Source organism: Enterobacter sp. 237C8 (assembly GCF_034106865.1).
GTDB classification, from domain to species: Bacteria; Pseudomonadota; Gammaproteobacteria; order Enterobacterales; family Enterobacteriaceae; genus Enterobacter; species Enterobacter asburiae_B.
This window is the reverse complement of sequence record NZ_JAWNDF010000004.1, coordinates 168,562-188,484: the sequence shown is the minus strand read 5'-3', so window position 1 is coordinate 188,484 and position 19,923 is coordinate 168,562. Positions and strand designations below refer to the sequence as shown.

Genomic DNA, 19,923 nt, shown 5'->3' with positions numbered 1-19,923 from the left:
ATTGCTGTAAAAATAATTCCACAACAAACGCAAAATGGTTCGCTATGTCACATAACACACGACCTCTGAATCGACAGGACTACAAAACTCTCACGCTCGCGGCCTTAGGCGGTGCGCTGGAGTTTTACGACTTTATCATCTTCGTCTTCTTCGCCGCCGTGGTGGGAGAACTCTTCTTCCCGGCGGATATCCCGGATTGGCTGCGTCAGGTGCAAACCTTCGGCATTTTTGCCGCCGGGTATCTGGCGCGTCCGCTGGGCGGCATTATCATGGCCCACTTTGGCGATCTGGTCGGGCGCAAGAAGATGTTTACCCTTAGCATCCTGCTGATGGCCGTGCCGACGCTGGCTATTGGTCTGCTGCCCACCTATGCCTCGATGGGCATTCTCGCTCCGTTGCTGCTGTTGCTGATGCGCGTTCTTCAGGGCGCGGCGATTGGCGGTGAAGTGCCGGGCGCGTGGGTGTTTGTCGCGGAGCATGTTCCGGCGCGCCGCATTGGAATCGCCTGTGGAACCTTAACCGCGGGCTTAACGGTAGGGATTTTGCTCGGTTCCGTCGTCGCGACAATTGTAAACACCAGCATGACGCAGCAGGCCGTGCACGACTGGGGCTGGCGTATTCCGTTCCTGCTGGGCGGGGCGTTTGGTCTGGTCGCGATGTACCTGCGCCGCTGGCTGCAGGAGACGCCGATTTTCCTCGAGATGCAGCAGCGCAAAGCGCTGGCGCAGGAGCTGCCGGTGAAGGCGGTCGTGGTACGTCATAAAAAAGCGGTGGTGGTGTCGATGTTGCTCACCTGGCTGCTTTCGGCGGGCATTGTGGTGGTGATATTGATGTCCCCGGTGTGGCTGCAAAAGCAGTACGATTTCGCCCCTGCCGTGACGTTACAGGCGAACAGTATCGCGACAATCATGCTCTGCTTTGGCTGTCTGGCCGCCGGGCTGGCGGCAGATCGTTTCGGCGCCAGCGTTACCTTTATCGTCGGCAGCCTGTTACTGGCCGCATCAAGCTGGGCGTTTTACCATCTGGCAGGCAGCCATCCTGAACAGCTGTTCCTGCTGTACGGCGTGGTGGGGCTGTGCGTGGGCGTAGTGGGTGCTGTGCCTTACGTCATGGTGCGAGCTTTCCCGCCGGAGGTACGCTTCACCGGGATCTCATTTTCCTACAACGTGTCGTATGCCATTTTCGGCGGGCTGACGCCGATTGCGGTGACGGTACTGATGGGTGTTTCGCCGATGGCGCCAGCCTGGTATGTGCTCGCGCTCTCGCTGATGGGGCTGGTATTAGGAATTTGGCTGGGGCAGATGAGGGGATGTCGTGCCCGCGAAGCGGACACGACAGAGGGATCAGTGTTTTTCACCAATCGGTAGAACCGTGCGGTCAAACTGCTCGTTCAGCACTTCACCCATTGCGAGGTAGATAGCGCTTGCGCCGCAAACCAGACCAATCCAGCCTGCAACATGAACGATGCCTTCGTTATCCACCAGGTGACCGATCGCCAGCAGGGCGAACAGCACGGTCAGGCTCAGGAAAACGAACTGCAGCATGCGGTTACCTTTCAGGGTACCGAAGAACATGAACAGGGTGAAGACGCCCCACAGGCCCAGGTAAACGCCCAGGAAGTGGGCGTTTGCCGCGTCTGCCATGCCCATTTTAGGCAGCAGCAGAATGGCAACCAGGGTCAGCCAGAAAGAACCGTAAGAGGTGAAGGCGGTTAAGCCGAAGGTATTGCCTTTCTTATATTCCAGCAGGCCCGCGAAGATTTGCGCGATACCGCCGTAAAAAATGCCCATCGCCAGGATGATGCCATCCATCGGGAACATCCCGATATTGTGCAGGTTCAGCAGGATAGTGGTCATGCCAAAACCCATCAGGCCCAGCGGAGCCGGATTAGCCAACTTAGTGTTGCCCATAAGTCCTCAAAAAAATCATCATTAATATGGTGAAATGGTTAAACCCGCGTCAGTTCTCCCTGACTGGGCGCGGCATCATAATGGGCGCAATCGGTGGCGTCTATGATCTCATCAGGGTGAAATTAAAATTTTTTTTATGCTTGCCCCTTGATGGATGCCGTCGCGACCCCATCTTGTAGTCAACCGCAGTGTGTGGACCTGAAAAAAATCAAATCTGGGCAGTTGAAAAAGCACGTTCTGCCCTTATTACAGGTACACAACCACATGTTGACTGAATTTTTAGTGGAGACGTTTAGATGGGTAAAATTATTGGTATCGACCTGGGTACTACCAACTCTTGTGTAGCGATTATGGATGGCACTACTGCACGCGTGCTGGAGAACGCCGAGGGCGATCGCACCACGCCTTCTATCATTGCTTATACCCAGGATGGTGAAACTCTGGTTGGTCAGCCGGCTAAACGTCAGGCAGTGACAAACCCGCAAAACACCCTGTTTGCGATTAAACGCCTGATCGGCCGCCGCTTCCAGGACGAAGAAGTTCAGCGTGACGTTTCCATCATGCCTTACAAAATCATCGCGGCAGATAACGGCGATGCATGGCTTGATGTGAAAGGCACCAAAACTGCACCACCGCAGATTTCTGCTGAAGTGCTGAAAAAAATGAAGAAAACCGCTGAAGATTACCTGGGTGAGCCGGTAACTGAAGCTGTTATCACCGTACCTGCCTACTTCAACGATGCTCAGCGTCAGGCAACCAAAGATGCTGGCCGTATCGCAGGTCTGGAAGTAAAACGTATCATCAACGAACCAACCGCTGCTGCACTGGCTTACGGTCTGGATAAAGAAGTTGGCAACCGTACTATCGCGGTTTACGACCTGGGTGGTGGTACTTTCGATATCTCTATTATCGAAATCGACGAAGTTGATGGCGAAAAAACCTTCGAAGTTCTGGCAACCAACGGTGATACCCACCTGGGCGGTGAAGACTTCGATACCCGTCTGATCAACTACCTCGTTGACGAGTTCAAGAAAGATCAGGGCATTGACCTGCGTAACGACCCGCTGGCCATGCAGCGCCTGAAAGAAGCCGCTGAGAAAGCGAAGATCGAACTTTCTTCCGCTCAGCAGACCGACGTGAACCTGCCGTACATCACTGCAGACGCGACCGGTCCTAAACACATGAACATCAAAGTGACCCGTGCGAAACTGGAAAGCCTGGTAGAAGACCTGGTGAACCGTTCAATCGAGCCGCTGAAAGTTGCTCTGCAGGACGCTGGCCTGTCCGTATCCGATATCCAGGACGTTATCCTGGTCGGTGGTCAGACCCGTATGCCAATGGTTCAGAAGAAAGTGGCTGAGTTCTTTGGTAAAGAGCCACGTAAAGACGTTAACCCGGACGAAGCGGTCGCAATCGGTGCTGCGGTTCAGGGTGGCGTACTGACCGGTGAAGTTAAAGACGTACTGCTGCTGGACGTTACCCCGCTGTCTCTGGGTATCGAAACCATGGGCGGTGTGATGACTGCGCTCATCAACAAAAACACCACCATCCCAACGAAACACAGCCAGGTGTTCTCTACCGCTGAAGACAACCAGTCTGCGGTAACCATTCATGTGATTCAGGGTGAGCGTAAGCGTGCGGCGGATAACAAATCTCTGGGTCAGTTCAACCTGGACGGTATTAACCCGGCACCGCGCGGCATGCCGCAGATCGAAGTGACCTTCGACATCGATGCTGACGGTATCCTGCACGTGTCTGCGAAAGACAAAAACAGCGGTAAAGAGCAGAAGATCACCATCAAGGCATCTTCTGGCCTGAACGAAGCGGAAATCGAAAAAATGGTTCGCGATGCCGAAGCTAACGCGGAATCCGACCGTAAGTTCGAAGAGCTGGTTCAGACCCGTAACCAGGGTGACCATCTGCTGCACAGCACCCGTAAGCAGGTTGAAGAAGCAGGCGATAAACTGCCAGCGGAAGACAAGACTGCTATCGAAGCTGCACTGAGCGCGCTGGAATCCTCACTGAAAGGTGAAGACAAAGCGGACATCGAAGCGAAGATGCAGGAACTGGCGCAGGCTTCTCAGAAGCTGATGGAAATCGCTCAGCAGCAGCACGCTCAACAGCAGGCGGGCGCTGACGCTTCGGCGAACAACGCGAAAGACGACGACGTTGTCGACGCTGAGTTCGAAGAAGTTAAAGATAAAAAATAATCGCCCTGATGCAGGGTAATTAATCGGCACGGGCGTAGGAGAACTCTCCACGCCCGTGCTCGCATGTTAAGGGGCTTAAAAAAACCAATGGCAAAGCAAGACTATTACGAGATTTTAGGCGTTCCGAAAACTGCGGAAGAGCGTGAAATCAAAAAGGCGTACAAGCGCCTGGCCATGAAATTCCACCCGGACCGTAACCAGGGTGACAAAGAGGCTGAAGCCAAATTTAAAGAGATCAAAGAAGCCTACGAAGTCCTGACCGATGCACAAAAACGTGCGGCCTATGACCAGTACGGTCACGCAGCCTTTGAACAGGGCGGCATGGGCGGCGGTGGATTCGGCGGCGGCGGCTTTGGTGGCGGCGCTGACTTCAGCGATATCTTTGGCGATGTATTTGGCGACATCTTCGGCGGCGGCCGTGGTCGTCAGCGCGCGGCGCGCGGCGCGGACCTGCGCTACAACATGGAGCTGACGCTGGAAGAGGCCGTTCGCGGCGTAACCAAAGAGATCCGTATCCCGACGCTGGAAGAGTGTGACGTTTGCCACGGCAGCGGCGCGAAAGCGGGCACACAGCCTCAGACCTGTCCAACCTGTCACGGCTCTGGTCAGGTACAGATGCGTCAGGGCTTCTTCGCGGTACAGCAGGCCTGTCCTCACTGTCATGGTCGCGGCACGCTGATTAAAGATCCATGCACCAAATGCCACGGGCACGGTCGCGTTGAGAAAACCAAAACTCTGTCCGTTAAGATCCCGGCTGGCGTCGATACGGGCGACCGCATCCGTCTGGCAGGTGAGGGCGAAGCAGGCGAGCACGGCGCACCGGCAGGCGATCTGTACGTTCAGGTGCAGGTGAAACAGCACGCCATCTTCGAGCGTGAAGGTAATAACCTGTACTGCGAAGTGCCGATCAACTTCGCGATGGCGGCACTCGGTGGCGAAATCGAAGTGCCAACGCTGGACGGTCGCGTGAACCTGAAAGTGCCTGGGGAAACCCAGACCGGCAAGCTGTTCCGCATGCGCGGAAAAGGCGTTAAATCCGTTCGCGGTGGCGCGCAGGGCGATCTTCTGTGCCGCGTCGTCGTCGAAACGCCGGTTGGCCTGAACGACAAGCAGAAACAGCTGCTGAAAGAGCTGCAGGAAAGCTTTGGCGGCCCGACGGGCGAGAAAAACAGCCCGCGTTCCAAAAGCTTCTTCGATGGCGTCAAAAAATTCTTCGATGATTTGACTCGCTAATTCGTTAGCTGGTTTTCATCTTCTCAAAGCCCGGAAGCGATTCCGGGCTTTTTTATTTGCGCTTATAGCTCGGTTAAACTGAGTCTATACTCAACATTAATCTGTTTTTGCCGAGCTATTTGGCTTGGTATTATGGTTTTATCGAGGTATTGTTGTAAAAGAGAGAACGTAAATGAAATTACTACACCGTTTCTTTAGCAGTGAGGCGTCCGGTGGCGTGATCCTGATTATTGCCGCAGCGGCCGCGATGGTGCTGGCTAACCTTGGCATCACGCAGGATCTCTACCATGCATTTCTGGAAACGCCCGTTGAGCTAAAGGTCGGGGCGCTGGAAATTAACAAGAACATGCTGCTGTGGATCAACGATGCGCTAATGGCGGTGTTCTTCCTGCTGGTGGGTCTTGAGGTTAAGCGTGAGCTGGTTCTGGGCTCGCTTGCCAGCCGCCAGCGCGCGGCGTTTCCTGTGATAGCAGCCATCGGCGGAATGGTTGTTCCGGCGTTGCTCTTCCTGGCGTTCACCTGGCAGGATCCTGTTGCGCGTGACGGCTGGGCGATCCCGGCCGCGACGGATATCGCCTTTGCGCTCGGTGTCTTAGCCTTGCTCGGTAGCCGCGTGCCGGTAGCCCTGAAAATCTTCCTGATGGCGCTGGCGATCATCGATGACCTGGGCGCCATTGTGATTATCGCGCTGTTCTACACCAGCGATCTGTCGATCCTGTCCCTGAGCGTCGCCGCCGGGGCGATTGCGGTGCTGGCGCTGCTGAATATCTTCAATGTTCGCCGCATCGGTATCTATATCCTGGTGGGGATGGTGCTGTGGACGGCGGTACTGAAATCCGGCGTGCACGCCACGCTGGCAGGCGTGATTGTGGGCTTCTTCGTGCCGCTTAAACCGCAGGACGGCAAGTCGCCTGCCAAACAGCTGGAGCATGTGCTGCACCCTTGGGTTGCCTTTATGATCCTGCCGCTGTTTGCGTTTGCCAACGCGGGCGTTTCCCTCGGCGGCGTGACGCTGGACGGGCTGACGTCCGTGCTGCCGCTGGGCATTATTGCCGGGCTGTTTATCGGTAAGCCGCTGGGCATTAGCCTCTTCTGCTGGCTGGCGACGAAGCTGAAGCTGGCGTCATTGCCGCATGGCACCACGTTTTCGCAAATTATGGCCGTCGGCGTGCTGTGTGGAATCGGGTTTACGATGTCGATCTTTATTTCGACACTGGCGTTTGGTACGCATGCGCCTGAGCTTATCGTCTGGGCTAAACTCGGCATTCTCATCGGGTCATTACTGGCCGCGGTAATCGGTTATACCTTGTTGAAGGTGAAGTTGTCCGGACAGGCCGTCCAGGCATAACGGAACACCGGGAGGAGGCGATCCTTCTCCCGATACACACTCAGGGAGAGAAGACGCGATGTCTCATTTAAATTACAACCATCTGTACTACTTCTGGCACGTCTATAAACAGGGCTCGGTGGTGGGGGCGGCAGAGGCGCTCTACCTGACGCCGCAAACCATCACCGGGCAAATCAAGGCCCTGGAAGAGCGTCTGCAGGGGAAGCTGTTCAAGCGTAAGGGGCGTGGGATTGAACCCAGCGAACTGGGTGAACTGGTGTTCCGCTATGCGGACAAAATGTTCACCCTGAGCCAGGAGATGCTGGATATCGTCAACTACCGCAAAGAGTCGAACCTGCTCTTTGACGTTGGCGTGGCGGATGCGCTGTCCAAGCGGCTGGTGAGCGGCGTGCTGGATGCGGCGGTAGTTGAAGACGAGCAAATTCACCTGCGCTGCTTTGAATCCACCCACGAGATGCTGCTGGAACAGCTGAGCCAGCACAAGCTGGATATGATTATCTCGGACTGCCCGATTGACTCCACCCAGCAGGAAGGGCTGTTCTCGGTGAAGATTGGCGAATGTGGCGTGAGCTTCTGGTGTATCAACCCGCCGCCGGAGAAACCCTTCCCGGCCTGCCTGGAAGAGCGTCGCCTGCTGGTGCCTGGGCGACGCTCAATGCTCGGACGCAAGCTGCTGAACTGGTTTAATTCGCAGGGGCTTAAGGTAGAAATCCTCGGTGAGTTCGACGATGCGGCGCTGATGAAAGCCTTTGGCGAAGCGCATAATGCGATCTTCGTTGCGCCGACGCTGTACGCGCACGATCTCTATTCAGACGACAAGATTACGGAGATAGGCAGAGTGGATAACGTGATGGAGGAGTACCACGCCATATTTGCCGAAAGAATGATTCAGCACCCGGCGGTGCAGCGAATCTGCAACCGTGACTACTCGGCGCTGTTTACGCCACCGGCAATCTGAAGGCATAAAAAAACCCGCGTTAAGCGGGTTCTTTAAACAAGCAACAACAAGTAGCGATTAAGCCAGTTTGTTGATCTGCGCGGTCAGGTTTGCTTTATGACGCGCTGCTTTGTTTTTGTGGATCAGACCTTTAGCAGCCTGACGATCCACGATTGGTTGCATTTCGTTAAATGCGTTCTGCGCTGCAGCTTTGTCGCCTGCTTCGATTGCTGCGTATACTTTCTTGATGAAAGTACGCATCATAGAGCGACGGCTTGCGTTGTGCTTACGAGCCTTTTCAGACTGAACGGCACGTTTCTTAGCTGATTTGATATTAGCCAAGTCCAACTCCCAAATATGTTCTATGTGGACAATTCAAAGGCCGAGGAATATGCCCTCTTTGCCTTCTTTTGTCAATGGATTTGTGCAAATAAGCGCCGTTAATTAGCGACGCTACGTTACGTAGTGATGGCGCAGGATTCTACCAGCTTGTCTTCCCTGAATACAGCCTTTCGGCATAAAAATCGCAGTTCACGAGCAGATTTTTTCGCTGCGAAAGGTCAGCCTGATGAAATCATTACGGCTTTCTGTTTTGCGCGAACAATCGCCGGTTAACCTTAACCGCTGTACAAGGTATACTTTGGCGATTTTCACTGTTTTGAGCCAGACATGAAGCTGATACGCGGCATACATAATCTCAGCAGCGCGCCACACGGGTGCGTGCTGACTATTGGTAATTTCGACGGCGTGCATCGTGGTCATCAGGCGCTGTTGCAGGGATTGCGGAAAGAAGGGGAGGCCCGTGGCCTGCCCGTTGTAGTGATGATTTTCGAGCCGCAGCCGCTGGAATTGTTTGCGGGCGATAAATCTCCCGCCCGACTCACTCGCCTGCGCGAGAAATTGCGCTATCTGGCGGAGTCCGGCGTGGACTATGTATTGTGTTTACGTTTCGATCGTCGCTTTGCCGCGCTGACAGCACAAAATTTCGTCAGCGACCTGCTGGTTAAGCGTCTTGGCGTACAGTTTCTCGCCGTGGGTGATGATTTCCGCTTTGGCGCTGGTCGTCAGGGCGATTTCTTGCTATTACAGAAGGCTGGTCTGGAGTATGGATTTGACGTCACCAGCGCGATGACCTTCTGCGAAGGCGGCGTGCGCGTCAGCAGCACGGCGGTGCGTCAGGCGCTGGCTAATGATGACCTGGACACGGCAGAAACCCTGCTGGGGCATCCGTTCACCATCTCTGGCCGCGTGGTCCATGGCGATGCGCTGGGCCGCACGATAGGCTTCCCGACGGCGAATATACCGCTGCGTCGTCAGGTTTCCCCGGTTAAAGGGGTGTATGCGGTGGAAGTGGCAGGACTGGGCGATAAGCCGTTCTACGGCGTCGCCAACATTGGCACGCGTCCGACCGTCGCCGGTGTGCGTCAACAGTTAGAAGTGCACCTGCTGGACGTTGTAATGGACCTCTATGGTCGCCATATAGATGTGATACTGCGTAAAAAAATACGCAACGAGCAGCGATTTGGTTCGCTGGATGAACTAAAAGCGCAAATTGCGCGAGATGAATTGACGGCCCGCGAGTTTTTTGGGCTTTGAACCCGGCTTAACTGCCTACGTGATAAATACGGAACCGAGAATCTGATGAGTGACTATAAATCAACCCTGAATTTGCCGGAAACAGGGTTCCCGATGCGCGGCGATCTCGCCAAGCGCGAACCGGGAATGCTGGCGCGTTGGACCGATGATGACCTGTACGGCATCATTCGTGCAGCCAAAAAAGGCAAAAAAACCTTCATTCTGCATGATGGCCCTCCATATGCGAATGGCAGCATTCATATTGGTCACTCGGTTAACAAGATTCTGAAAGACATTATCGTGAAGTCCAAAGGCCTCACGGGATATGACTCGCCTTACGTTCCGGGCTGGGACTGCCACGGTCTGCCAATCGAGCTGAAAGTGGAGCAAGAGTTTGGCAAACCGGGTGAGAAGTTCACCGCCGCCGAGTTCCGTGCGAAGTGCCGCGAATACGCAGCCACGCAGGTTGACGGTCAGCGCGCTGACTTCATCCGTCTGGGCGTGCTGGGCGACTGGTCGCACCCATACCTGACCATGGATTTCAAAACTGAAGCCAACATCATCCGTGCGCTGGGTAAAATCATCGGTAACGGCCACCTGCACAAAGGCGCTAAGCCGGTGCACTGGTGCGTGGACTGCCGCTCTGCGCTGGCAGAAGCGGAAGTTGAATATTACGACAAAACCTCTCCGTCTATCGACGTGGCGTTCAACGCTGTCGATCAGGATGCGGTGAAGGCTAAATTTGGCGTCTCCTCGGTAAACGGCCCGATCTCTCTGGTGATCTGGACCACCACCCCGTGGACCCTGCCGGCGAACCGTGCGATCTCCCTGTCCGGTGAGTTCGAATACGCGCTGGTTCAGATTGACGGTCAGGCGGTTATCCTGGCGAAAGATCTGGTTGAGAGCGTGCTGAAGCGCGCGCATATCACCGACTACACCGTGCTGGGCACCGTGAAAGGCGACGCGCTGGAGCTGATGCGCTTCAAACACCCGTTCCTGGACTTCGACGTTCCGGCGATCCTGGGCGACCACGTGACGCTGGAAGCGGGTACCGGTGCGGTGCATACCGCCGGTGGCCATGGTCCTGACGACTACAACATCAGCCTGAAGTACGGTCTGGAAATCGCTAACCCGGTTGGCCCGGACGGATCTTACCTGCCAGGCACCTATCCGGCGCTAGACGGTATCAACGTCTTCAAGGCGAACGACATCATCGTCGACATGCTGCGCACCAGCGGCGCGCTGCTGCACGTTGAAAAAATGCAGCACAGCTATCCGTGCTGCTGGCGTCACAAAACCCCGATCATCTTCCGTGCGACCCCGCAGTGGTTCGTCAGCATGGATCAGAAAGGCCTGCGCGAGCAGTCTCTGAAAGAGATCAAAGGCGTGCAGTGGATCCCTGACTGGGGCCAGGCGCGTATCGAATCCATGGTGGCTAACCGTCCTGACTGGTGTATCTCCCGTCAGCGTACCTGGGGAGTGCCGATGTCTCTGTTCGTACATAAAGAGACGCAGGAGCTGCACCCGAACACCCTGGAACTGATGGAAGAAGTGGCGAAGCGCGTCGAAGTTGACGGCATTCAGGCGTGGTGGGATCTCGACTCCCGCGACATCCTGGGCGCTGACGCAGACAACTACGAGAAAGTGCCGGATACCCTGGACGTGTGGTTCGACTCCGGGTCTACCCACTCCTCCGTGGTTGACGTGCGTCCGGAATTTGCCGGTCACGCTGCCGATATGTATCTGGAAGGGTCTGACCAACACCGCGGCTGGTTCATGTCATCTCTGATGATCTCCACCGCCATGAAGGGTAAAGCGCCTTACCGTCAGGTACTGACTCACGGCTTCACCGTGGATGGTCAGGGCCGTAAGATGTCCAAATCTATCGGTAACACCGTTTCTCCGCAGGATGTGATGAACAAGCTGGGCGCAGACATTCTGCGTCTGTGGGTAGCCTCTACCGATTACACCGGCGAAATGGCGGTGTCTGACGAGATCCTGAAGCGTGCTGCCGACAGCTATCGTCGTATCCGTAACACCGCGCGCTTCCTGCTGGCGAACCTGAACGGGTTCGATCCGGCAAAAGACATGGTGAAACCGGAAGAGATGGTGGTGCTGGACCGCTGGGCGGTAGGCTGCGCGAAAGCGGCGCAGGAAGATATTCTGAAAGCCTATGAGTCTTACGACTTCCACGAAGTGGTGCAGCGCCTGATGCGCTTCTGCTCCATCGAGATGGGCTCGTTCTACCTCGACATCATCAAAGACCGCCAGTACACCGCGAAAGCGGACAGCGTGGCGCGTCGTAGCTGCCAGACCGCGCTGTTCCACATCGCAGAAGCGCTGGTGCGCTGGATGGCGCCGATCATGTCCTTCACCGCGGATGAAATCTGGGGCTACCTGCCGGGCGACCGTGAGAAGTATGTGTTCACGGGCGAGTGGTACGAAGGTCTGTTCGATCTCTCCAGCACCGAAGCGATGAACGATGCCTTCTGGGACGAGCTGCTCAAAGTGCGTGGCGAAGTGAACAAGGTTATCGAGCAGGCGCGCGCGGACAAGAAAGTCGGCGGCTCTCTGGAAGCGGCAGTTACGCTGTATGCCGAACCGGAGCTGGCGGCGAAGCTGACGGCGCTGGGCGATGAATTACGATTTGTCCTGTTGACCTCCGGTGCGAAAGTTGCGGATTATGCCGATGCTTCTGCTGATGCTCAGCAGAGCGAGCTGCTCAAAGGACTGAAAGTCGCGCTGAGCAAAGCCGACGGTGAGAAATGCCCGCGTTGCTGGCATTACACCACCGATGTTGGCCAGGTGGCGGAACACGCAGACATCTGCGGACGCTGTGTAAGCAACGTCGCCGGTGACGGCGAAAAACGTAAGTTTGCCTGATGAGTAAAACTCTCTGTTCAACAGGACTGCGCTGGCTGTGGCTGGTTGTGGTGGTGCTGATTATCGATCTGGGCAGCAAGTTCCTGATCCTCCAGAATTTTGCTCTGGGGGAGACGGTTCCGCTGTTCCCGTCGCTTAACCTGCACTACGCGCGTAACTACGGCGCAGCGTTTAGTTTCCTTGCCGACAGCGGTGGCTGGCAGCGCTGGTTCTTTGCGGGTATCGCTCTCGGTATCTGCGTGATCCTCGCGGTGCTGATGTACCGCTCGAAGGCCACGCAAAAGCTGAATAACATTGCCTACGCGCTGATCATTGGCGGCGCGCTGGGCAACCTGTTTGACCGCCTGTGGCACGGCTTTGTGGTTGATATGATCGACTTCTACGTCGGCGACTGGCACTTCGCGACCTTTAACCTTGCCGATACGGCAATTTGTATCGGCGCGGCGTTAATCGTGCTGGAAGGCTTCTTGCCTAAACCGGCCGCGAAAGAGCAGGCGTAACACACTCGCCCGGTGGCGTAATGCTACCGGGCAAAACAAGCGAGCAATTTGCATGTCTAAATCCGTACAGAGCAACAGCGCGGTTCTCGTTCACTTCACGCTGAAGCTGGATGACGGCTCCACGGCCGAATCCACCCGCAATAACGGCAAACCGGCCCTGTTTCGTCTTGGCGATACCTCCCTGTCTGAAGGTCTTGAGCAGCAGCTTCTGGGCCTGAAAGAGGGTGAGAAAAAAGCCTTTTCGCTGGAGCCGGATGCCGCGTTTGGCGTGCCGAGTCCGGACCTGATCCAGTATTTCTCGCGCCGCGAGTTTATGGACGCGGGTGAACCGGAGATCGGAGCGATTATGCTCTTTACCGCTATGGACGGCAGCGAAATGCCTGGCGTGATCCGCGAAATCAACGGCGACTCTATTACCGTTGACTTCAACCATCCGCTTGCCGGGCGTACCGTTCATTTTGATGTTGAAGTGCTGGAAATCGATCCTGCACTGGAGGCCTGAAATGCAGATCCTGTTGGCTAACCCGCGCGGCTTCTGCGCCGGTGTAGACCGCGCTATCAGCATTGTTGAAAACGCGCTGGAGATTTACGGCGCGCCGATTTATGTGCGTCACGAAGTGGTGCACAACCGCTACGTGGTCGACAGCCTGCGCGAGCGCGGCGCCATCTTCATTGAACAAATCAGCGAAGTGCCGGACGGTGCGATCCTGATCTTCTCCGCGCACGGCGTCTCTCAGGCGGTACGTAACGAAGCGAAAAGCCGCGATCTGACCGTATTCGATGCCACCTGCCCGCTAGTGACAAAAGTGCATATGGAAGTGGCGCGCGCCAGCCGCCGTGGTGAAGAGTCGATTCTGATTGGCCATGCCGGTCATCCGGAAGTCGAAGGCACCATGGGCCAGTACAGTAACCCGGAAGGGGGGATGTATCTGGTTGAGTCGCCTGAAGATGTCTTTACGCTGAACGTGAAAAATGAAGCCCGTCTGTCGTTTATGACCCAGACGACGCTCTCCGTAGACGATACTTCAGACGTGATTGACGCGCTGCGTCAGCGCTTCCCGAAAATCGTTGGCCCGCGTAAGGATGATATCTGCTACGCGACCACTAACCGTCAGGAAGCGGTGCGCGCACTGGCTGAACAGGCGGATGTGGTGCTGGTAGTCGGCTCCAAAAACTCGTCAAACTCCAACCGTCTGGCCGAACTGGCGCAGCGTATGGGGAAAGCGGCGTTTCTGATTGATGACGCGTCAGATATTCAGGAAGCGTGGGTTAAGCATGCGGCCTGTGTCGGCGTGACGGCCGGGGCGTCTGCGCCAGATATTCTGGTACAGAACGTCATTTCCCGTCTGCAGGAACTGGGCGGTGGCGAAGCGGTGCCGCTGGAAGGACGTGAAGAGAACATCGTTTTCGAAGTCCCGAAAGAACTGCGCATCGACGCCCGCGAAGTCGAATAGTCCTTTTTCTGATGAAAGGCCAGCACCTCCTGTGCTGGCCTTTTTTTTACCCGTTACTTTATCGTGACGACAAAATCATGTCTTTTACTGATATTTAAGTCGGTTTCACGTTAAATTCTAATTATCGGTGTTTTCAGTTGGCAGTGCTTCTCAAGGCTGGTTAATCTGAAAACGGTTTACATCATTTTAACGTAAGAGAATAACTATGCATGATGCACAGATCCGTGTCGCCATTGCGGGCGCGGGTGGACGTATGGGCCGTCAGCTTATTCAGGCGGCACTTCAGATGGATGGCGTCGCGCTTGGCGCGGCTCTGGAGCGTGAAGGCTCTTCACTTCTGGGGACCGATGCCGGTGAGCTGGCAGGCGCAGGCCACACGGGCGTTACCGTGCAAAGCAGCCTGGAAGCGGTAAAAGAGGACTTCGATGTATTCATCGATTTTACCCGCCCGGAAGGGACGCTCGCGCATCTGGCGTTTTGTCGTCAGCACGGCAAGGGGATGGTGATCGGCACCACCGGTTTTGACGATGCGGGCAAGCAGGCTATCCAGGATGCATCAAAAGAGATTGCGATTGTCTTCGCCGCAAACTTCAGCGTGGGCGTTAACGTCATGCTGAAGCTGCTGGAGAAGGCCGCGAAGGTGATGGGCAACTATACCGATATCGAGATCGTAGAAGCTCACCACCGTTACAAAGTTGATGCGCCATCGGGTACGGCGCTGGCGATGGGCGAAGCGATTGCTCATGCACTTGATAAAGATTTAAAAGACTGCGCGGTCTATACCCGTGAAGGTTACACCGGCGAACGCGTTCCTGGCACCATTGGCTTCGCAACCGTGCGAGCGGGTGACATCGTCGGCGAACACACGGCGATGTTCGCCGATATTGGCGAACGCGTCGAAATTACGCATAAAGCCTCCAGCCGAATGACGTTCGCCAACGGCGCCGTACGCTCTGCTTTGTGGCTGAAAATCAAGAAAAACGGCCTTTTTGATATGCGAGATGTGCTCGATCTCAACAATTTGTAAGCATTATTACCCATCGTGATGTGGTTATTGCAGTCGTAATTGTTTGATTGCATAGGGCAATATTTTATTGCCCTTTTATTTTATCTGTTTTATGGCGTATTTTTGTTTAAGTCTCTAAATATCTATCTCTTGTGGCGTTTTAACGTTACTGAAATGTAAATTTTGACCATCTGGTCTACTTTATAGTGCTGCACCATCTCATTTTTCATTAAACCAGGCGCGCAAGCGTTTTCCGCAGTGATTTACCTGATCTTTTTGTCGCTTAAGCCGCAATCCACTCGCCAGACTTGCAAAAGAGTAAACAAAATATCCGTTTTAAGTTGACTTTTACCCACCAAATCCCCAGAATGCCGCCGTTTGCCAAAAATCCGCTGGCAACACATTTGCATTGATCCATGACATGCTATGAATTAATATGCAAATAAAGTGAGTGAATATTCTCTGGAGGGTGTTTTGATTAAGTCAGCGCTATTGGTTCTGGAAGACGGAACCCAGTTTATCGGTCGGGCCATAGGGGCAACGGGTTCGGCGGTTGGGGAAGTCGTTTTCAATACTTCAATGACCGGTTATCAAGAAATCCTCACTGATCCTTCCTATTCTCGCCAAATCGTTACTCTTACTTATCCTCATATCGGCAATGTCGGCACCAATGCGGCTGACGAAGAATCTTCTCAGGTACATGCGCAAGGCCTGGTCATCCGCGACCTGCCGCTGATTGCCAGCAACTTCCGCAATACCGAAGACCTCTCTTCTTACCTGAAGCGCCATAACATCGTGGCGATTGCCGATATCGATACCCGTAAGTTAACGCGTCTGCTGCGCGAGAAGGGTGCACAGAACGGCTGCATCATCGCGGGTGATAACCTCGATGCGACGCTGGCGCTGGAAAAAGCGAAAGCCTTCCCGGGCCTGAACGGCATGGACCTGGCGAAAGAAGTGACGACCGCTGAAGCCTACAGCTGGACTCAGGGTAGCTGGACGCTGGAAGGCGACCTGCCTGAAGCGAAAAAAGAGAGCGAGCTGCCGTTCCACGTGGTGGCCTACGATTTCGGCGCCAAGCGCAACATCCTGCGCATGCTGGTTGACCGCGGCTGCCGCCTGACGGTGGTTCCGGCACAAACGTCTGCCGAAGACGTGCTGAAGATGAATCCGGACGGTATTTTCCTGTCCAACGGCCCTGGCGACCCGGCGCCGTGCGATTACGCCATCGCCGCCATCAAGTCCTTCCTGGAAACCGACATCCCGGTATTCGGCATCTGCCTCGGCCATCAGCTGCTGGCGCTGGCGAGCGGTGCGAAGACCGTTAAGATGAAGTTCGGCCACCACGGTGGTAACCACCCGGTGAAAGACATCGATAACAACACGGTGATGATCACCGCGCAGAACCACGGATTTGCCGTCGATGAAGCCTCGATGCCGGCTAACCTGCGCGTGACCCATAAGTCGCTGTTCGATGGCACTCTGCAGGGGATTCATCGCACCGATAAACCAGCATTCAGCTTCCAGGGTCACCCGGAAGCCAGCCCGGGCCCACACGACGCCGCGCCGCTGTTCGATCACTTCATCGAACTTATCGAGCAATACCGTAAGACCGCTAAATAATCAGGAGCCGAGAAGACAATGCCAAAACGTACAGACATAAAAAGCATCCTGATCCTTGGCGCTGGCCCGATCGTCATCGGCCAGGCCTGCGAATTCGACTACTCCGGCGCGCAGGCGTGTAAAGCCCTGCGTGAAGAGGGTTACCGCGTTATCCTGGTGAACTCTAACCCGGCAACCATCATGACCGACCCGGAAATGGCCGATGCGACCTATATCGAGCCGATTCACTGGGAAGTGGTACGTAAAATCATCGAGAAAGAGCGTCCGGACGCGGTGCTGCCAACCATGGGCGGCCAGACGGCGCTGAACTGTGCGCTGGAGCTGGAGCGTCAGGGTGTGCTGGAAGAGTTCGGCGTGACCATGATTGGTGCGACCGCCGACGCGATTGATAAAGCAGAAGATCGTCGCCGCTTCGACGTGGCGATGAAGAAAATCGGCCTCGACACCGCGCGTTCCGGTATCGCACACAACATGGAAGAAGCGCTGGCCGTCGCGGCTGACGTGGGCTACCCGTGCATCATCCGTCCATCGTTCACCATGGGCGGCACCGGCGGCGGTATCGCCTACAACCGCGAAGAGTTCGAAGAGATTTGCGAACGCGGTCTGGATCTCTCCCCAACCAAAGAGCTGCTGATTGATGAATCGCTGATTGGCTGGAAAGAGTACGAGATGGAAGTGGTGCGTGATAAAAACGACAACTGCATCATCGTCTGCTCCATCGAAAACTTCGATGCGATGGGTATCCACACCGGCGACTCCATCACCGTTGCGCCAGCCCAGACCCTGACCGACAAAGAGTATCAAATCATGCGTAACGCCTCGATGGCGGTACTGCGTGAAATCGGCGTGGAAACCGGCGGTTCTAACGTGCAGTTCTCGGTGAACCCGAAAACCGGCCGTCTGATTGTTATCGAAATGAACCCGCGCGTGTCCCGTTCCTCCGCGCTGGCCTCTAAAGCGACCGGCTTCCCGATTGCGAAAGTGGCGGCGAAGCTGGCGGTGGGTTACACCCTCGACGAGCTGATGAACGACATCACCGGTGGCCGCACCCCTGCGTCCTTCGAGCCGTCCATCGACTACGTTGTGACCAAAATTCCACGCTTCAACTTCGAGAAATTCGCGGGCGCGAACGACCGTCTGACCACCCAGATGAAGTCTGTCGGTGAAGTGATGGCGATTGGCCGCACGCAGCAGGAATCCCTGCAGAAAGCGCTGCGCGGCCTCGAAGTGGGCGCGACCGGTTTTGACCCGAAAGTGAGCCTGGACGACCCGGAAGCGCTGACCAAAATCCGCCGCGAGCTGAAAGACGCGGGCGCAGAGCGTATCTGGTATATCGCCGATGCCTTCCGTGCGGGCCTGTCCGTCGACGGCGTGTTCAACCTGACCAACATCGACCGCTGGTTCCTGGTGCAGATTGAAGAGCTGGTGCGTCTGGAAGAACAGGTCGCGGAGCTGGGCATCAACGGCCTGGACGCTGACTTCCTGCGCGTGCTGAAGCGCAAAGGCTTCGCCGATGCGCGTCTGGCTAAGCTGGCGGGCGTGCGCGAAGCGGAAATCCGCAAGCTGCGCGACCAGTACGACCTGCACCCGGTCTACAAGCGCGTGGACACCTGTGCGGCTGAATTCTCGACCGATACCGCCTATATGTACTCCACCTATGAAGACGAGTGCGAAGCGAACCCGTCCGTCGACCGCGACAAGATTATGGTGCTGGGCGGCGGTCCAAACCGTATCGGCCAGGGCATCGAGTTCGACTACTGCTGCGTACACGCCTCGCTGGCGCTGCGCGAAGACGGTTACGAGACCATCATGGTCAACTGTAACCCGGAAACCGTCTCTACCGACTACGACACCTCTGACCGCCTCTACTTCGAGCCGGTTACCCTGGAAGACGTGCTGGAAATCGTGCGCATCGAGAAGCCAAAAGGCGTTATCGTGCAGTACGGCGGCCAGACCCCGCTGAAGCTGGCGCGCGCGCTGGAAGCAGCAGGCGTGCCGGTTATCGGCACCAGCCCGGACGCGATTGACCGTGCGGAAGACCGCGAGCGTTTCCAGCAGGCGGTTGACCGTCTGAAGCTGAAACAGCCGGCGAACGCCACCGTCACCGCCATTGAAATGGCCGTTGAGAAGGCGAAAGAGATTGGCTACCCGCTGGTGGTGCGTCCTTCCTACGTGCTGGGCGGCCGCGCGATGGAAATCGTGTATGACGAAGCCGACCTGCGTCGCTACTTCCAGACTGCGGTGAGCGTTTCCAACGATGCGCCTGTGCTGCTCGACCGCTTCCTCGACGACGCGGTAGAAGTGGACGTTGACGCCATCTGCGACGGCGAAATGGTGCTGATTGGCGGCATCATGGAGCACATCGAGCAGGCGGGCGTGCACTCCGGCGACTCCGCCTGTTCTCTGCCAGCCTACACGCTGAGCCAGGAGATTCAGGACGTGATGCGCCAGCAGGTGCAGAAGCTGGCCTTTGAGCTGCAGGTTCGCGGTCTGATGAACGTCCAGTTCGCGGTGAAAGACAACGAAGTCTACCTGATTGAAGTCAACCCGCGTGCGGCACGTACCGTACCGTTCGTCTCCAAAGCCACCGGCGTTCCGCTGGCGAAAGTGGCGGCGCGCGTGATGGCGGGTCAGACGCTGGCGCAGCAGGGCGTGACCAAAGAGATCATTCCACCGTACTACTCGGTGAAAGAAGTGGTGCTGCCGTTCAACAAATTCCCGGGCGTTGACCCGCTGTTAGGGCCAGAAATGCGCTCTACCGGGGAAGTGATGGGCGTGGGACGCACCTTCGCAGAAGCGTTCGCGAAGGCGCAGCTGGGCAGTAGCTCCACCATGAGAAAATCAGGCCGTGCGCTGCTCTCCGTTCGCGAAGGCGACAAAGAGCGCGTGGTTGACCTGGCCGCCAAGCTGCTGAAACAGGGCTTCGAGCTGGACGCGACCCACGGTACCGCGATTGTGCTGGGCGAAGCCGGCATCAACCCGCGTCTGGTGAACAAGGTGCATGAAGGTCGTCCGCACATTCAGGACCGTATCAAGAATGGCGAATACACCTACATCATCAACACCACCGCAGGCCGCCAGGCGATTGAAGACTCCAAGCTGATTCGCCGCAGCGCGCTGCAGTACAAAGTGCACTACGACACCACCCTGAACGGCGGTTTCGCAACGGCCATGGCGCTGAACGCGGATGCCACCGAGAAGGTGATTTCAGTGCAGGAAATGCACGCGCAGATTAGCAAATAAG

At 56.1% G+C, this 19,923-nt stretch carries 15 protein-coding genes and 1 pseudogene; 14 read left to right on the top strand and 2 right to left on the bottom strand.

Annotation, left to right across the window (positions count from 1 at the left end; translation table 11 throughout):
* The first annotated feature begins 44 nt into the window (after positions 1-44).
* The gene (locus USF70_RS14315; protein WP_033144597.1) at positions 45-1,367 is read left to right on the top strand and encodes an MFS transporter; all 1,323 of its coding nucleotides are present in this window, start codon (positions 45-47) and stop codon (positions 1,365-1,367) included.
* Here USF70_RS14315 and satP read toward each other — a convergent pair.
* Positions 1,344-1,910: an acetate uptake transporter gene (gene satP, locus USF70_RS14310; RefSeq protein ID WP_008502042.1), complete on the bottom strand. Its 567-nt coding sequence runs from the start codon at positions 1,908-1,910 to the stop codon at positions 1,344-1,346. The two genes, USF70_RS14315 and satP, sit on opposite strands and share 24 nt — an antisense overlap.
* A gap of 296 nt (positions 1,911-2,206) precedes the next feature.
* Here satP and dnaK point away from each other — a divergent pair, with 296 nt between their 5' ends.
* The 4 genes from dnaK (at position 2,207) to nhaR (ending at position 7,659) form a co-directional block, all read left to right on the top strand.
* Positions 2,207-4,120, top strand: coding sequence for a molecular chaperone DnaK (gene dnaK, locus USF70_RS14305; protein ID WP_023310346.1), 1,914 nt, complete (start codon positions 2,207-2,209; stop codon positions 4,118-4,120).
* Positions 4,121-4,207: 87 nt separating this feature from the next.
* The gene (gene dnaJ, locus USF70_RS14300; protein WP_023310347.1) at positions 4,208-5,353 is read left to right on the top strand and encodes a molecular chaperone DnaJ; all 1,146 of its coding nucleotides are present in this window, start codon (positions 4,208-4,210) and stop codon (positions 5,351-5,353) included.
* 172 nt (positions 5,354-5,525) lie between these two features.
* Positions 5,526-6,701 (top strand): Na+/H+ antiporter NhaA, encoded by a 1,176-nt coding sequence (nhaA, locus tag USF70_RS14295; RefSeq protein ID WP_039260856.1) that lies wholly within the window; start codon positions 5,526-5,528, stop codon positions 6,699-6,701.
* A gap of 58 nt (positions 6,702-6,759) precedes the next feature.
* A complete protein-coding gene (gene nhaR / locus USF70_RS14290) occupies positions 6,760-7,659 on the top strand; it encodes a transcriptional activator NhaR (protein ID WP_032660752.1) in 900 nt (299 codons plus the stop codon).
* A 57-nt stretch (positions 7,660-7,716) separates the two neighbouring features.
* Here nhaR and rpsT read toward each other — a convergent pair whose 3' ends face one another.
* On the bottom strand, positions 7,717-7,980 hold the full coding sequence (gene rpsT, locus USF70_RS14285) for a 30S ribosomal protein S20 (RefSeq protein WP_003856458.1): 264 nt from the start codon (positions 7,978-7,980) through the stop codon (positions 7,717-7,719).
* Positions 7,981-8,081: 101 nt separating this feature from the next.
* On the opposite strand from rpsT, the pseudogene USF70_RS14280 reads away from it, so the two are divergent.
* From USF70_RS14280 to carB, 9 genes and pseudogenes are all read left to right on the top strand, one after another.
* Positions 8,082-8,300 (top strand): annotated as a pseudogene (locus USF70_RS14280) (DUF2575 domain-containing protein).
* Between the two features lie 7 nt (positions 8,301-8,307).
* Complete coding sequence (gene ribF / locus USF70_RS14275; RefSeq protein WP_023310350.1) at positions 8,308-9,234, top strand: bifunctional riboflavin kinase/FAD synthetase; 927 nt, start codon at positions 8,308-8,310, stop codon at positions 9,232-9,234.
* 45 nt (positions 9,235-9,279) lie between these two features.
* Positions 9,280-12,096: an isoleucine--tRNA ligase gene (gene ileS, locus USF70_RS14270; protein ID WP_063439487.1), complete on the top strand. Its 2,817-nt coding sequence runs from the start codon at positions 9,280-9,282 to the stop codon at positions 12,094-12,096.
* Positions 12,096-12,596, top strand: coding sequence for a signal peptidase II (gene lspA / locus USF70_RS14265; protein ID WP_033144602.1), 501 nt, complete (start codon positions 12,096-12,098; stop codon positions 12,594-12,596). Before ileS ends, lspA begins: the two co-directional genes overlap by 1 nt.
* Positions 12,597-12,648: 52 nt before the next feature.
* Positions 12,649-13,098 (top strand): FKBP-type peptidyl-prolyl cis-trans isomerase, encoded by a 450-nt coding sequence (fkpB, locus tag USF70_RS14260; protein ID WP_003856450.1) that lies wholly within the window; start codon positions 12,649-12,651, stop codon positions 13,096-13,098.
* Between the two features lies 1 nt (position 13,099).
* Positions 13,100-14,050, top strand: coding sequence for a 4-hydroxy-3-methylbut-2-enyl diphosphate reductase (gene ispH, locus USF70_RS14255; RefSeq protein WP_198886607.1), 951 nt, complete (start codon positions 13,100-13,102; stop codon positions 14,048-14,050).
* Positions 14,051-14,255: 205 nt separating this feature from the next.
* Positions 14,256-15,077 (top strand): 4-hydroxy-tetrahydrodipicolinate reductase, encoded by an 822-nt coding sequence (gene dapB / locus USF70_RS14250; RefSeq protein ID WP_320735725.1) that lies wholly within the window; start codon positions 14,256-14,258, stop codon positions 15,075-15,077.
* Between the two features lie 453 nt (positions 15,078-15,530).
* Complete coding sequence (gene carA, locus USF70_RS14245) at positions 15,531-16,679, top strand: glutamine-hydrolyzing carbamoyl-phosphate synthase small subunit (protein ID WP_320735724.1); 1,149 nt, start codon at positions 15,531-15,533, stop codon at positions 16,677-16,679.
* Between the two features lie 18 nt (positions 16,680-16,697).
* Positions 16,698-19,922, top strand: a complete 3,225-nt coding sequence (gene carB, locus USF70_RS14240) for a carbamoyl-phosphate synthase large subunit (protein ID WP_039260850.1) — start codon at positions 16,698-16,700, stop codon at positions 19,920-19,922.
* Position 19,923: the final 1 nt, after the last annotated feature.

What these genes read in the sequence shown, in the direction of transcription:
- USF70_RS14315 (WP_033144597.1), top strand. Translation starts at nt 45, where the DNA reads ATGTCACATAACACACGACCTCTGAATCGACAGGACTACAAAACTCTC.
- satP (WP_008502042.1), bottom strand. Translation starts at nt 1,910, where the DNA reads ATGGGCAACACTAAGTTGGCTAATCCGGCTCCGCTGGGCCTGATGGGT.
- dnaK (WP_023310346.1), top strand. Translation starts at nt 2,207, where the DNA reads ATGGGTAAAATTATTGGTATCGACCTGGGTACTACCAACTCTTGTGTA.
- dnaJ (WP_023310347.1), top strand. Translation starts at nt 4,208, where the DNA reads ATGGCAAAGCAAGACTATTACGAGATTTTAGGCGTTCCGAAAACTGCG.
- nhaA (WP_039260856.1), top strand. Translation starts at nt 5,526, where the DNA reads ATGAAATTACTACACCGTTTCTTTAGCAGTGAGGCGTCCGGTGGCGTG.
- nhaR (WP_032660752.1), top strand. Translation starts at nt 6,760, where the DNA reads ATGTCTCATTTAAATTACAACCATCTGTACTACTTCTGGCACGTCTAT.
- ribF (WP_023310350.1), top strand. Translation starts at nt 8,308, where the DNA reads ATGAAGCTGATACGCGGCATACATAATCTCAGCAGCGCGCCACACGGG.
- ileS (WP_063439487.1), top strand. Translation starts at nt 9,280, where the DNA reads ATGAGTGACTATAAATCAACCCTGAATTTGCCGGAAACAGGGTTCCCG.
- lspA (WP_033144602.1), top strand. Translation starts at nt 12,096, where the DNA reads ATGAGTAAAACTCTCTGTTCAACAGGACTGCGCTGGCTGTGGCTGGTT.
- fkpB (WP_003856450.1), top strand. Translation starts at nt 12,649, where the DNA reads ATGTCTAAATCCGTACAGAGCAACAGCGCGGTTCTCGTTCACTTCACG.
- ispH (WP_198886607.1), top strand. Translation starts at nt 13,100, where the DNA reads ATGCAGATCCTGTTGGCTAACCCGCGCGGCTTCTGCGCCGGTGTAGAC.
- dapB (WP_320735725.1), top strand. Translation starts at nt 14,256, where the DNA reads ATGCATGATGCACAGATCCGTGTCGCCATTGCGGGCGCGGGTGGACGT.
- carB (WP_039260850.1), top strand. Translation starts at nt 16,698, where the DNA reads ATGCCAAAACGTACAGACATAAAAAGCATCCTGATCCTTGGCGCTGGC.